Raw genomic sequence first — 13,947 nt, forward strand, 5'->3', positions numbered from 1 at the left:
CGCTGTGCCCAATCAACGCTTGATCTTGGACAGAGGATGATCAGCCGGATAGGTAGGCGTGACGGGTTTCTTCGCACCCAGCATCACACACATCAAGGCGTCTTCATCACCGATGTTGATCTCTTCGCGATACACACCCGGCGGCACCGACACCAGATCGCGATCCGTCAGGATGGTCTCGAACCGTTCACCATCTTTTTCAATGATCAGCTTAAGCTTGCCGCGCATCACGAAAAACACCTCTTCCACATCGGTATGCAGGTGGGGCGGGCCTTCGTGACCAGCCGGAATCACCATGGTCGAAAAGGTGAAGTTTTCTGCAGGCACTGTGTTCATGTCAGCTGTAACACCTGTGCCGCCCGTACCCACATAACGCATTTGCGCACGACGGAATTTCGGGTCGTAATCAGCCTGGAACTTCAGCGCATTCCAGTCGTATTTGCGGGTGGAATAACGGGCAATGCGGGTATTCATCCAATCCTCCAGCGAGGCACCCTCCGGGCGACTCCAGCTGCTTACTTCCGTCTCCACGGTCTGCTCACTCATCTTCATGCTCCTTGATCGATAGCCTTAGTGCATAACAAAGCCGCCGTTGACGGCCAGGACCTGGCCCGTCACAAAGCGTGACAGTCCAGAAAGGGAAAAAACCACGGCGCCACACACGTCTGCTGCCTGTTGCTCGCGGGCGATAGCACGTCCGTCCAAATAGGCTTGATGGCGACTTAAAGGCACGTATTCGGTGGCTTCCACCAAGGTCAGCCCCGGTGCCACGGCGTTGACGGTGATACCGTCCTCACCCCACTCCCGAGCCAGGGAATGCGTCATGGCAGAAACTGCCCCCTTGCTGGCCACATAGGCGAGCAAATTGGGGGCACCCCACAAAGCCGTATCCGAGGACAGATTCACGATGGCGCCGCGACCACTGGCCTTGAGCGCACCATGCACCGCACGACTCATCAGCCAGGTGCCACGCACATTGACCGCCATCACCTTGTCCCACATGGCGGCTTCCAGCTCATGCGCATTGCGGCCACCCGAGTTGGTGATGGCGGCGTTGTTGACCAAACCATCCAATCCGCCCATCAAAGTCACAGCCTGCGTGGCACAGCGATCAATCGATTCGCTGTCCTCCAGATCCAGTGCCACGGCATGAACCTGCAATCCATCAGCGCGCAAACGCTGGGCTTCTTGCTGTGCCAGATCAAACAAAATGTCGGCAATCACCACCCGAGCCCCGGCCTGTGCAATGCAATGAGCAAACGCCAGACCAAGGCCACGCGCTGCACCAGTCACCAGCACTCGTCGCCCGGCAAGTAAATCGCGAGGAAGATCAGCCAGCAGAACCTGCAAGGACGTGGGATCGATAGCGGTACTAATAGTCATGCGCTTAAAACCTTGGAATAGATCTGCTCAAGATCGTAAAACCTGTTTTGTTTCACTAATGAAACGTTGATTTACTAATGGAATGAACACAGATTAACGAAAGCCTTATGGACGGAGTATCGGCAAAAACCCTAGTCGACAGCCCAAAAGGGTGCCTGCCCCTAAACACACAGACACTTAAAGATAAAAACCGGCGGGTAAAACAAACAGGGCCCCGCAAATGCGGGGCCCTGTTTGGCAGATAAAACGGAAAGGACTACAGCTTTACTGCGCCTTGCACTGAGCCAATGCCGTCAAGGACATACCCAGTTGGACACGGCGTTGCAGCCAGGGGCTGGCACGGTAGCGCATATCGCCCGTGACAGCTTGCAGGGTGTTCAATACATCCAGCAAATCACGCGAGCCGACGGCATCACCCATGGACAGCGGGCCATTGTGCGGATAACCCAGGCCCAGACGCACAGCGGCATCGATATCTGATGGGGTCGCTATCTGCTGCTGAGCGATATCGCTGGCGATGTTCACGATGGTAGCCACCAAGCGCTGGGCCACAAAACCGGCAGAGTCTTCGATCACGCTAACCGCCGTACCATCACTGGCCAACATGGCCCAGGCTTGATCGCGCCATTCTGGTGTGGTCGCAGCCGAGCACATCAGCACGCGGCGGCGGCCTTTCTCCAAGCCGAACAAGGTATCCAGCGCCACGGTGCGAGCTGGGTCCAGGCCATGCAAAGACACCAAAGTCGCCACGTCTTCACCATAAGGCGTCAACAGAATCAGCGCATCAGCAGGTGGCTGGTCGCCTTCCACCACTTTTACGCCCAGTTCGCTCAGCAATTGCAGCGCGCGAGCCTGACCTTGCTCGTGGTAAGGCGAGACCCACACAGGAGCAAAGGAGGTGACAGCGGGAACAGCAGGCTCTTGAGGAACCTGTTTCTTGCCATCTTCATACTTGTAGAAGCCTTCGCCGTTCTTGCGACCAAACAATTTACCGGCGTGACGCACGGCGGTAATGGGCGAAGGACGGAAGCGCGGCTCATCGTAGAACTGACGGTAAATGGATTCCATGACCGGATGGGACACATCCAGCGCGGTCAGATCCAGCAGTTCAAAGGGCCCCATGCGGAAACCGGCCTGCTCGCGCATGATGGCGTCGATCTGGTAAAAAGGCGCCACGCATTCCTGGGCGATTTTCAGGCCCTCGATGTTCATGCCACGACCGGCGTGGTTCACGATAAAGCCGGGCATATCCTTGGCGCGCACCGGCGTGTGGCCCATATCGCGCGACACTTGCATCAAGGCATCGCCCACTTCCGGCGAGGTGCGCAGGCCGTCGATAACCTCGACCACTTTCATCAGCGGTACGGGGTTGAAGAAGTGATAGCCAGCCACGCGTTCGGGGTGGCGGCAAGCTTGGGCAATGGCGGTAATGGACAGCGAAGAGGTATTGGAGGCCAGCACACAGTCGGCCGACACAATCTCTTCCAGCTGTTGCAGCAAGCCTTGCTTGACGTCCAGGCGCTCCACAATGGCTTCCACAACCAGATCGGCAGGGGCCAGAGCTTGCAGATCGCTGGCGGTTTGCAGACACGCTTTGGCCGCGTCCACCTGTTCAGCCGTCATGCGGCCTTTTTCTTGCAAACGACTCCAGACGGCGTGTACATCCGCCAAAGCAGCCTTGACCGAGTCCGCATTCAGGTCATACAGCAAGACCTGCTTGCCAGCCTGGGCAGCAATCTGGGCAATGCCCCTTCCCATAGCACCTGCGCCAACAATAGCGATGGTTTGTATCTGTTTCATGATTCACAACCTGATCGAAAAGCAATAAAAATTAAGCCTGTGCAGCGGAGCCGGACACCAAGGCCTCGACCTTGTCGGGCGACAGCTCCAGCACTCGTGCCAGGACCTCGCGGGTGTGTTCTCCCAGACGCGGGGGCGCACTGCGATACTGCACCGGCGTGGCCGACAAACGTAAAGGACTGGCTACCGAAGGCACGCTCCCCCCCTGCCCGGTCGGCAAGTCCAGGCGCAAGCCGCGCGCCAGCACCTGCGGGTCCTGATAAACCTGTTCCATCGTATTGATGGGCCCGGCTGGAATACCCACGGCTTCCAGCGTCTGCAACCAGCTATCGCGCCTGCGGCTTCGCATGATCTGCGCCAGCATGGGCACCAACTCGTCCCTGTGCATGACTCGTCCGGCATTGCGCGCAAAACGGGGATCATCCGCCCACTCGGGGTGACCCAGCTCCCGCGCAAAACTGCGAAACTGGGCATCATTGCCCACCGCCACAATCAAATGCCCGTCACTGGCTTCAAAGACCTGATAGGGCACCAAATTCTGATGTGCATTGCCGGGGCGCTGTGGCGCCTGTCCGGTACACAAGTAATTCATGTTCTGGTTGGCCATCATGGCCACCTGACAATCCAGCAGAGCAATATCCAGATGCTGACCCAGGCCACTGCGATGGCGCTCCACTACGGCTGCCAGCACAGCCACGGTGGCGTACATGCCTGTCATGACATCGGCCACAGCCACACCCGCTTTTTGCGGTTCACCACCTGGCTCACCGGTCAGGGACATCAAACCACCCAGCCCCTGGATCATGAAGTCATATCCTGGACGACTTGCATAGGGGCCAGTCTGCCCAAATCCGGTAATCGAACAATAAATCAGGGCCGGGTTGATGGCTTGCAGGCTTTCATAGTCCAGTCCGTACTTTTTCAGGCCACCGACCTTGAAGTTTTCCACCAGAATATCGCAGCGACTGACCAGCTGACGCACCACCTCGGCACCTTGTGCAGTGCCTATATCCAGGATGATGGACTCTTTATTACGGTTGGCAGCCCCAAAATAGGCTGCATCTTCCGTGTCCGCCCTGTGACCATCCTTCAGATACGGTGGCCCCCAGCCTCGGGTGTCGTCCCCGGCACCGGGACGTTCGACCTTGATGACTTCCGCACCAAGATCAGCCAGGTTTTGAGTACACCAGGGCCCGGCCAGCACGCGCGTCAAGTCCAGAACACGCAATCCCGCCAAGGGCGCTTTTCGTTCAGTCGTGGTCATAGCAAACAAAAATCCTTCAAGTCGCTTATTGTGCACTACGTCTTCTTAGTCCGGTCTACGGACAGAAAAAAGTGCTCAAACCATGGTCATTTTCGAGGCCGGAGGAATTTGTGCAGCGCACCAAGCCGGGCGACGATAAACCGTCCTAGAATAGGTGACGATAGATTATCAGCGGCAGATCTTCCTTGCAGGACCCCGCCCCTTCAAGAGGCAGGGCACTTCTTTCGATAACAGGAGACCGACCTTATGCCATCGGCATTAACGCAGCAGCTTTATCAATCTATGACCCTGCCTGTAATGGCAGCGCCCATGTTCATTGTTTCGAACCCCGCCCTGGTGATTGCACAATGCGCCAGCGGCATCATCGGTTCCGTCCCCGCCTTGAACGCCCGCCCCCAGGAAAAACTCAAGGATTGGCTGGACGAGATCGACGACACCCTGGCCGAACTACGCGAGCGCCATCCCGAGCGCCGTATCGCCCCCTACGCCATCAACCACATCATCCACCAATCCAATGACCGCCTGGAGCAGGATTTGCGTGTGTGCGCCGACCACAAGGTGCCACTGGTGATTACCAGCCTGCGCGCCCCGCAAGACATCGTGCCGCATGTGCACGCCTGGGGTGGCAAAGTCTTCCACGACGTAACTACCTTGCGTCATGCTGAAAAAGCGCTGGAAGCGGGTGTGGATGGCCTGATCGTGGTGGCTGCAGGTGCTGGCGGCCACGCCGGTACCTTGAGCCCCTTTGTGCTGGTTAACGAAATCCGTCAGATTTTTGATGGCCCGATTGCCCTGTCCGGCGCCATGAGCCGGGGTCGCGACATTCTGGCGGCCCAAGCCATGGGGGCGGACATGGCCTACATCGGCACGCGCTTCATTGCCAGTACCGAAGCCAATGCCTCGGACGATTACAAGAACATGATCGTCAAGGGTCGTGCCGCCGATATCGTCTACACCCCGCTGTTTACCGGCATCCCCGGCAACTACCTGAAAGACAGCATCCGCGCTGCAGGCCTGGACCCGGACAAGCTGGACAGCGAAAAAAATGCCGACACCGCCTTCGGTTCGGGCATGAGCAAAGCCTGGCGCGACATCTGGGGCGCTGGTCAAGGCATTGGTGGCATTGACTCGGTGGAATCTACTGCCGACATCGTGGCCCGTTTGCATCGCGAATACCAGGAAGCCAAGGCAGCACTGCTGGCCTCCCCCTTCGCCTGAACAGGAGCACGCCATGATACGGACTCATGACGCAGGTCATTGGCTGGAAGTCATTCTGGACCGCCCGGAACGACGCAATGCCTTGACTGGCCCCATGTACGAAGAGCTGGCCGACATCATCGACCAGGCCAATCAGAACCAGAAATATCGTGCCCTGATTCTGACCGGCGCGGGCGAGCATTTCTGTGCCGGCAACGACATCTCGGAGCTGTCCAATGTGCGCAACAATGACATGCCGCCGCCGATCAAGTTCCTGCGCAGTCTGGTCCAAGCCGACATCCCACTGATCGTGGCCGTAGAAGGTCACGCGGTGGGTATTGGCGTAACCTTGCTGCTGCATGCGGACTTTGTGTACGCGGCCCGTGACGCGCGTTTGCGCATGCCCTTCACCGCACTGGGCCTGTGCCCGGAAGGCGCCTCCAGCCACCTGCTGGCGCAGTACGTGGGGCCACGCCGTGCCAACGAATGGCTGCTGCTGTCACAAGCCTTCAGTGCCGAGCAAGCCATGGAAGACGGCCTGCTCACTGAACTGACCGACCACGGCAATAGCCTGGAAGCCGCCCGTGCCTGCGCCCACGCGTTGTCCGAGCAGCCTCCCATTGCCTTACGCACCAGCAAGCGTCTGCTACGAGAACCCCAGCGCGAAGTTTTGCTGGAGGTTCTGGAACGCGAGCGCAAGCTGTTTTCCGAACTGCTGGAAGGCGAAGAAGCTCTGCAGATTCTGGGGCAAATGAGCCAGAACCGCAGCGGCAAATAGCGCTTGTGTGGACCTGATTTCTGCGCAAACCCGCATGTGCAGCGATCTTGCCACACTGCACCCGGTTCAGACGGGTGATAAGGGGCCTGTGAGAGCAGGTCCCTAATTTTTTTTACCGTATTCGCAAAAAAATCTTGCGTGCAAAAAAAAAATCGCTGTATTTTATTTTTTGCGCTGCAACAAATGCACCGCTTTAACACGTTCTTTGCGGATACGCCCATGACACACTCCTGTCCCCCCCAAGCCCAAGGCTTGTACCTTCCCGCTAACGAACACGACGCCTGCGGCGTCGGATTTATCGCACACATCAAAGGCCAGGCGAGCCACGCCATCATCACCCAAGGCCTTAAAATTCTGGAAAACCTTGATCACCGCGGCGCTGTAGGCGCAGATCCCTTGATGGGCGACGGTGCAGGCATTCTGATCCAGATCCCCGACCAGCTTTACCGCGAAGAAATGGCCGCTCAGGGCGTGACCCTGCCGCCCCCCGGCGAGTACGGCGTAGCCATGGTGTTCCTGCCCAAGGAAACCGCTTCCCGCCTGGCCTGTGAACAGGAGCTGGAACGTGCGGTACGTGCCGAAGGCCAGCACATGCTGGGCTGGCGCGATGTGCCGGTGGACAGCACCATGCCCATGTCGCCCACCGTCAAGGCCAACGAACCGGTGATTCGCCAGCTGTTCATTGGCCGCGGCCCGGATGTGATGGTGCCCGATGCGCTGGAGCGCAAGCTGTACGTGATCCGCAAGACCGCCAGCCACGCCATCTACCGCATGGCATTGGCCCACGGCCAGGAATACTTTGTGACCTCGGCCTCGGTGCGCACCATCGTCTACAAAGGCCTGCTGTTGGCTGACCAGGTTGGCCGCTACTACCGCGATCTGGCCGACCCTCGTGCCTGTTCAGCCCTGGCTCTGGTGCACCAGCGCTTTTCCACCAATACCTTTCCCGCCTGGCCTCTGGCCCACCCCTACCGCCTGATCGCCCACAACGGCGAAATCAACACGGTACAGGGCAACTTCAACTGGCTGCGTGCCCGTGAAGGCGCCATGGAATCGGCCGTGCTGGGCTCAGATCTGCAAAAGCTTTACCCCATCGTGTACGAAGGCCAGTCCGACACGGCCACTTTCGACAACTGTCTGGAACTGCTGGTGATGGCCGGCTACTCGCTGCCGCACGCCATGATGATCATGATGCCGGAGGCCTGGGAGCAACACGCCGAGATGGACGAAAGCCGTCGCGCTTTCTACGAGTACTACGCAGCTCAGATGGAACCATGGGATGGTCCTGCTGCCATCGCCTTTACTGATGGCCTGCAAATTGGTGCACTGCTGGACCGTAACGGCCTGCGTCCCGCCCGCTACGTCATTACCGACGACGACATGATTGTGCTGGCCTCTGAAGCCGGTACCCTGCCTATTCCTGAGCACCGCATCGTCAAGAAATGGCGTCTGCAACCGGGCAAGATGCTGCTGATCGATCTGGAACAGGGCCGCATCATTGACGATGCCGAGATCAAGTCCCAACTGGCCAACACCCACCCCTACAAGCAGTGGATTGAACGCCTGCGCTTGCGCCTGGACTCCCTGCCCAGCGTGCCCGGCGTGCGTCCCCAATTGGCCACCCGCGACCTGCTGGATCAGCAACAAGCTTTTGGCTGGACCCAGGAAGATATCAAAGTCGTCCTGCAGCCCATGGCCAGCAAGGGCGAAGAGGCCACCGGCTCCATGGGCAACGACGCTCCGTTGGCCGTGCTATCCGACAAATCCAAGCCCTTCTACAACTACTTCCGCCAGCTGTTCGCTCAGGTTACCAACCCGCCTATCGACCCGATTCGCGAACAGATGGTGATGTCGCTGGTGTCCTTTATTGGCCCCAAGCCCAATCTGCTGGACATCAACAACGTCAACCCGCCGCTGCGTCTGGAAGTGTCCCAGCCCGTGCTGAGCCCGGCTGACATGAACCAGATCCGGCGCATTGAAGCGGCCAGCAATGGCAAGTTCCGCAGCCAGGAACTGGACATCGTCTACCCCAGCGCGTGGGGACCGGAAGGCATAGAGGCCAGCGTGGCCGCCCTGTGCGCCCGTGCGGCAGATGCCGTGCGCGATGGCTACAACATCCTGATCCTGACGGATCGCCGCTGTGACGCCGAGCATGTGGCCATCCCCGCCCTGCTGGCAACCTCGGCCATTCACCAGCACCTGATCCGCATCGGCCTGCGTACCCGCACGGGTCTGGTCGTGGAAACCGGCTCGGCCCGTGAAGTGCATCACTTCGCGCTGCTGGGTGCGTATGGTGCCGAAGCCATGCACCCCTGGCTGGCTTTTGAAAGCCTGCAGCATCTGGCCCAGGACCCGATCAACCAGATCGACGCCTCCCAGGCCGAGGGCTACTACATCAAGGCCATCAACAAGGGCTTGTACAAGGTCATGTCCAAAATGGGCATCTCCACCTACATGTCCTACACCGGCGCGCAGATTTTCGAGACCATCGGCCTGTCGCGCTCGCTGGTAGACAAATATTTTGTGGGTACTTCCTGCCCGGTGGAAGGGATTGATATCTTCACCGTGGCCGAAGAAGCGCTGCGTCAGCATCGCGCCGCCTACAGCAAAGACCCCGTGCTGGAAAACCATCTGGAAGCCGGTGGCGAATACGCAGTACGCGTGCGCGGCGAAGCCCATATGTGGACCGCCGACTCCATCGCCAAACTGCAACACGCCACCCGCAGCCAGAACTACAGCACCTACAAGGAATACGCCCAGCTCATCAACGAGCAAAGCCGCCGTCACATGACACTGCGTGGTTTGTTCGAACTGCGTCTGGACCCGGCTCAAGCGATTCCTTTGGAAGAGGTGGAACCGGCTAGCGAGATCGTCAAACGCTTTGCAACCGGCGCCATGTCGCTTGGTTCGATTTCAACCGAAGCCCACGCCGTACTGGCCGTGGCCATGAACCGGATTGGCGGCAAGTCCAATACTGGTGAAGGTGGCGAGGACGAGTTGCGCTACCAGCACGAAATGCAGCACGGTAAAAGTGGCATCCGCCAGGGTGACACCTTGGCCAGCGTGTTAGGCCAGGATCGCGTATTTGCCGACATTGAGCTGCAAGAGAACGATTCGCTGCGCTCGCGCATCAAGCAGGTTGCGTCCGGTCGCTTTGGCGTATCCGCCCAATACCTGTGTAGTGCAGATCAAATTCAGATCAAGATGGCACAAGGCGCCAAACCCGGTGAAGGCGGCCAGTTGCCCGGCCATAAAGTGTCCGAGTACATCGCCAAGCTGCGTTACTCGGTGCCTGGTGTCGGCCTGATTTCGCCCCCACCGCACCACGACATTTACTCCATCGAAGATTTGGCCCAGCTGATTCACGATTTGAAGAACGTGAACCCACAAGCAGATATCTCCGTGAAGCTGGTGTCCAAAGTCGGTGTGGGCACCGTGGCTGCTGGTGTTGCCAAAGCCAAGGCCGATCACATTGTGATTGCCGGTCACGACGGTGGTACAGGCGCCTCGCCCCTGTCTTCCATCAAGCATGCCGGCACCCCCTGGGAACTGGGTCTGGCTGAAACCCAGCAGACCCTGTTGCTGAACCGCTTGCGCAGCCGTATCCGCGTGCAGGCCGACGGCCAGATGAAAACCGGCCGCGATGTGGTGATCGGTGCCTTGCTGGGTGCGGATGAGTTTGGCTTTGCCACCGCTCCGCTGGTCGTGGAAGGCTGCATCATGATGCGCAAATGCCATCTGAACACCTGTCCCGTTGGCGTTGCCACTCAGGACCCCGTGCTGCGCCGCAAGTTCAAGGGCAAGCCCGAACACGTAGTGAACTACTTCTTCTTCGTTGCAGAAGAAGTGCGTGAACTGATGGCCAAGCTGGGTGTACGCCACTTTGACGATCTGATCGGTCGCAGCGACTGGCTGGATATGCGCAGCGGTATCGAACACTGGAAAGCCCGGGGCCTGGACTTCTCCCGTCTGCTGCATAAAGTGGACAATGAAGAGTCCCCACGTCAGATCGCTACCCAGGATCATGACCTGGAACACACGCTGGATCGCCAACTGATCGAGCGCAGCGCCGTGACCCTGAATCAGGGCACGCCGTTGTCTTTCATCACTCCCGTACGTAACCGCAACCGCAGCGTCGGTGCCATGCTCTCGGGCGTGTTCACCAGGAAATACGGCCATCAAGGTCTGCCTGACGACAGCCTGCACATTCAGTGCAAAGGTACAGCGGGTCAGAGCTTTGGCGCTTTCCTGGCGCAGGGCATCACCCTGGATCTGGTGGGTGAAGCCAATGACTACGTAGGTAAAGGCTTGTCCGGCGGCCGCATTATCGTGCGCTCGCCCAACGACTTCCGTGGCTACGGCCCGGACCACATCATCGTGGGCAATACCGTGCTTTACGGCGCCCTGTCCGGTGCGGCTTACTTCAACGGCGTGGCCGGTGAACGCTTTGCTGTGCGTAACTCCGGTGCCAGCGCGGTTGTGGAAGGCGTAGGCGATCATGGTTGCGAATACATGACGGGCGGTACCGTGGTTGTCCTGGGCGAAGTGGGCCGCAACTTTGCAGCCGGCATGTCCGGTGGCGTGGCCTACGTGTGGGACCCGCAACGTCGCCTGCAACTGCGCTGCAACCCCGGCATGGTGGATCTGGAGCCTGTGCTGAGCAAGGCCGAGCAAGAGATGAACAGCAGCATGGCGCAATGGCACAGCCGTAGCGCCCAGGGCGAACGTCAGACCGACGATGCAATCTTGCAAACCCTGGTTCAGGAACATTTCAAGGCCACGGGCAGCTTCCAGGCCCGCGAGCTCTTGAAAGACTGGGACAGCGCCCGCGCACAATTCGTCAAAGTCATTCCACGCGAGTACCGACGTGCATTGAGCGAATTGTGGCAAGGCCCGCAAGCGAGCAAAGCCGCGCCCAAAAGCAGTAAAACCCGCCGTTCGGCTTCGGCCTGAACCCTTCCCATCACCATCAGGAAACGACACATCATGGGAAAGACGACTGGATTTCTTGAGTTTCAACGTCTGCAAGAAGCCGTAGAAGCTCCTTTAAAGCGGGTCAAGCACTGGAAAGAATTTGTCCAGGTATTGAACGACGAGCAGGCAGGCCAGCAGGCCGCCCGCTGCATGGATTGCGGCATCCCTTTCTGCCACAACGGCTGCCCGGTCAATAACATCATTCCCGACTGGAATGATCTGGTTTACCGCCAGCAGTGGAAAGAGGCGCTGGACGTGCTGCACTCCACCAATAACTTTCCGGAAATTACCGGCCGCATCTGCCCCGCTCCTTGCGAGGCAGCCTGTACCTTGAACATTGACCGTGCGCCCGTGGGTATCAAATCCATTGAGCACGCCATCATCGACAAAGGCTGGGCAGAAGGTTGGGTTGAACCACAAGTACCTACCCACAAAACTGGCAAACGCGTGGCCGTCATTGGCTCCGGCCCTGCCGGATTGGCCAGCGCCCAGCAATTGGCACGCGTCGGCCACGAGGTTACCGTGTACGAGAAAAGCGACCGCATTGGTGGCCTGATGCGCTACGGCATCCCCGACTTCAAGCTGGACAAACACTTGCTGGATCGCCGTATCGCCCAGATGCAGGCCGAGGGCGTGCAGTTTTTCCCCTCTACCTATATTGGCCAAGCACAAGACCAAGCCGCCCAGGAACCGGGGCTGACCGTGCTGTCCCCTACCGATCTTGAGCAACAGTTCGACGCCATCATCCTGGCAGGCGGCTCCGAAACACCACGCCTGCTGGACGCCCCCGGCAGCCAACTGCAAGGTGTACATCCCGCCATGGACTTTTTGCGCATCCAGAACCAGCAAGTTGCCGGTTCGCGAGGCGCTCCCGCCATCAGCGCTCAAGGCAAGCATGTCGTAGTGATTGGCGGCGGTGATACCGGCTCGGACTGCGTGGGCACCAGCACACGCCAAGGCGCAAAATCGGTCACCCAATTCGAACTGATGCCCCGCCCGCCCGAGCAGGAAAACACGGAGCTGACCTGGCCCTACTGGCCCATGAAGCTGCGCACCTCGTCCTCGCACGAAGAAGGCTGCGAGCGTGACTGGGCGATCAACACCGTAGAGCTGGAAGGCAAGAACGGCCAAGTCAAAGAACTGCGCGCCGTTCGGGTGGAATGGAAAACCGATCCCGCGACAGGCCGCATGAGCATGACGCCCATCGCCGGTTCCGAAATGACCTTCCCCGCCGACCTGGTCCTGCTGGCCATGGGCTTCACCGCTCCCGTACGCCAAGTGCTGGACGCCTTCGCCGTAGAAGCCGACCAGCGCGGCAACGTCGCCGCCAACACGGATGACTACCAAACCAGCCGAGCCAAAGTCTTCGCCGCCGGAGACATGCGACGCGGCCAGTCCCTGATAGTCTGGGCCATCCGCGAAGGCCGCCAATGTGCCCGTTCCGTAGACGAGTTCTTGATGGGGAGTTCAACACTTCCCCGCTAAGTCTTCTTGGCAGTACCAGTAAGCAAACAGCCAGCCGCGATAAACGGCTGGCTGTTTGTCTTCAAGCGAGCGAGATCACTTCCAGGCCCCCTGACTTCGCGGGTTCTTATTTGTTGTTTGCGGCTCGCTGCCTGCTGCCTGCTGCCTACGAGCCTGTCATCCATATCTGCCAGCTTTATTTGCCTGGCAACGGATTGCAGCAAGAAGCAGCCAGAGCGATTAGTTGTGGGTTGTCGGCTGTTGGCTGTTGGTTGCCACCATTCTGAAGCCCTTGCTGGCTTGAGGCTGGGTTGGAGCATTCAGGGGGCTTGCCGCCGTCTGGGGCTGTTGTAGGGATGCAAGCACCTTGCTGTTTGAGTTCAACGCTTGTGGTTTGTCCGGGGGACAAACCACTGAACGAGTTCAAGGTGCGCCCTACAACAGCCCCAGACAAGGGCACCGGTGCGCAGCACCGGCAAGCTTCCGCTCCGACCCAGCCTCAAGCCAGCAAGGGCTGCCGCAAGGACTCCACTCCCCACCTAAAACCCGCAAAACCCTGCAAACCACAACCCCATAAGCCTTTGATTTAATTTCCCTTTCCAAAGAACCCTAGGGTTTTCCCTTAAAAACCACAGGCTAATCCAATCCCTAGGGTTTACCCTTGCTTTTAGACTAGGGAAAACCCTATAATGAGGACTCGTAACTTAGACCTTCACCTTAAAGGGAAAGCAAATGTCTACCATGACCACTTACTCGCACTACATTCACTGGAGTGATGCTGTTGAGCGTGGGGTAATGCAGCATGCCCTGGAAAATGGTGAATCCGTGTCTTTAACTGCACTGACCAAAGCAGCGGCCAAACAAGTTTCCAAAGCCGCAAACGTGGTGTTCAAGTACATGGTCGAACTGACCCGTGCCTTGAACGAAGCCCGCATCCGCGATTCCCGCATGTCGGCCAGCTACTGGTAAGCCACGCATCACCGTCGTAACGCTCAAGCAAAACACCGCTTGATGTTGAAAAGCCTGCTGATTTAGCAGGCTTTTGTTTTTTCTGCGTTTGCTAATACGGCCTTTCCAGCGGCACACC

At 58.6% G+C, this 13,947-nt stretch carries 9 protein-coding genes; 5 read left to right on the forward strand and 4 right to left on the reverse strand.

Annotated elements, in window-relative coordinates; translation table 11 throughout:
• Positions 1-12: 12 nt before the first annotated feature.
• The 4 genes from MID00_RS06205 to MID00_RS06220 form a co-directional block, all read right to left on the reverse strand.
• Positions 13-546 (reverse strand): cupin domain-containing protein, encoded by a 534-nt coding sequence (locus tag MID00_RS06205; protein ID WP_026484076.1) that lies wholly within the window; start codon positions 544-546, stop codon positions 13-15.
• Between the two features lie 24 nt (positions 547-570).
• The gene (locus MID00_RS06210; RefSeq protein ID WP_254500014.1) at positions 571-1,383 is read right to left on the reverse strand and encodes an SDR family oxidoreductase; all 813 of its coding nucleotides are present in this window, start codon (positions 1,381-1,383) and stop codon (positions 571-573) included.
• A 264-nt stretch (positions 1,384-1,647) separates the two neighbouring features.
• Entirely contained in the window at positions 1,648-3,183 is a 1,536-nt protein-coding gene (locus tag MID00_RS06215) for a 3-hydroxyacyl-CoA dehydrogenase (RefSeq protein ID WP_009462680.1), read from the reverse strand.
• Positions 3,184-3,214: 31 nt separating this feature from the next.
• Positions 3,215-4,447: a CaiB/BaiF CoA-transferase family protein gene (locus MID00_RS06220; protein WP_254500016.1), complete on the reverse strand. Its 1,233-nt coding sequence runs from the start codon at positions 4,445-4,447 to the stop codon at positions 3,215-3,217.
• Between the two features lie 246 nt (positions 4,448-4,693).
• Here MID00_RS06220 and MID00_RS06225 point away from each other — a divergent pair, with 246 nt between their 5' ends.
• The 5 genes from MID00_RS06225 (at position 4,694) to MID00_RS06245 (ending at position 13,829) form a co-directional block, all read left to right on the forward strand.
• Complete coding sequence (locus tag MID00_RS06225; protein ID WP_009462684.1) at positions 4,694-5,665, forward strand: nitronate monooxygenase family protein; 972 nt, start codon at positions 4,694-4,696, stop codon at positions 5,663-5,665.
• Positions 5,666-5,678: 13 nt separating this feature from the next.
• Positions 5,679-6,422, forward strand: coding sequence for an enoyl-CoA hydratase/isomerase family protein (locus tag MID00_RS06230; RefSeq protein WP_254500017.1), 744 nt, complete (start codon positions 5,679-5,681; stop codon positions 6,420-6,422).
• 219 nt (positions 6,423-6,641) lie between these two features.
• Entirely contained in the window at positions 6,642-11,375 is a 4,734-nt protein-coding gene (locus MID00_RS06235; RefSeq protein ID WP_254500018.1) for a glutamate synthase-related protein, read from the forward strand.
• A 33-nt stretch (positions 11,376-11,408) separates the two neighbouring features.
• Positions 11,409-12,881: a glutamate synthase subunit beta gene (locus MID00_RS06240; RefSeq protein WP_009462691.1), complete on the forward strand. Its 1,473-nt coding sequence runs from the start codon at positions 11,409-11,411 to the stop codon at positions 12,879-12,881.
• A 711-nt stretch (positions 12,882-13,592) separates the two neighbouring features.
• Positions 13,593-13,829 carry a hypothetical protein gene (locus tag MID00_RS06245; protein WP_022983381.1) on the forward strand — a complete coding sequence of 79 codons (237 nt, stop codon included), beginning with the start codon at positions 13,593-13,595 and terminating at the stop codon, positions 13,827-13,829.
• Positions 13,830-13,947 lie beyond the last annotated feature (118 nt).

Source organism: Alcaligenes sp. NLF5-7 (assembly GCF_024266725.1).
Taxonomy (GTDB): domain Bacteria; phylum Pseudomonadota; class Gammaproteobacteria; order Burkholderiales; family Burkholderiaceae_B; genus Alcaligenes; species Alcaligenes phenolicus.

Excerpts from the sequence above, each read along its gene's own strand:
- MID00_RS06205 (WP_026484076.1), bottom strand. The coding sequence starts at position 546 with ATGAGTGAGCAGACCGTGGAGACGGAAGTAAGCAGCTGGAGTCGCCCG.
- MID00_RS06240 (WP_009462691.1), top strand. The coding sequence starts at position 11,409 with ATGGGAAAGACGACTGGATTTCTTGAGTTTCAACGTCTGCAAGAAGCC.
- MID00_RS06210 (WP_254500014.1), bottom strand. The coding sequence starts at position 1,383 with ATGACTATTAGTACCGCTATCGATCCCACGTCCTTGCAGGTTCTGCTG.
- MID00_RS06215 (WP_009462680.1), bottom strand. The coding sequence starts at position 3,183 with ATGAAACAGATACAAACCATCGCTATTGTTGGCGCAGGTGCTATGGGA.
- MID00_RS06245 (WP_022983381.1), top strand. The coding sequence starts at position 13,593 with ATGTCTACCATGACCACTTACTCGCACTACATTCACTGGAGTGATGCT.
- MID00_RS06230 (WP_254500017.1), top strand. The coding sequence starts at position 5,679 with ATGATACGGACTCATGACGCAGGTCATTGGCTGGAAGTCATTCTGGAC.
- MID00_RS06220 (WP_254500016.1), bottom strand. The coding sequence starts at position 4,447 with ATGACCACGACTGAACGAAAAGCGCCCTTGGCGGGATTGCGTGTTCTG.
- MID00_RS06235 (WP_254500018.1), top strand. The coding sequence starts at position 6,642 with ATGACACACTCCTGTCCCCCCCAAGCCCAAGGCTTGTACCTTCCCGCT.
- MID00_RS06225 (WP_009462684.1), top strand. The coding sequence starts at position 4,694 with ATGCCATCGGCATTAACGCAGCAGCTTTATCAATCTATGACCCTGCCT.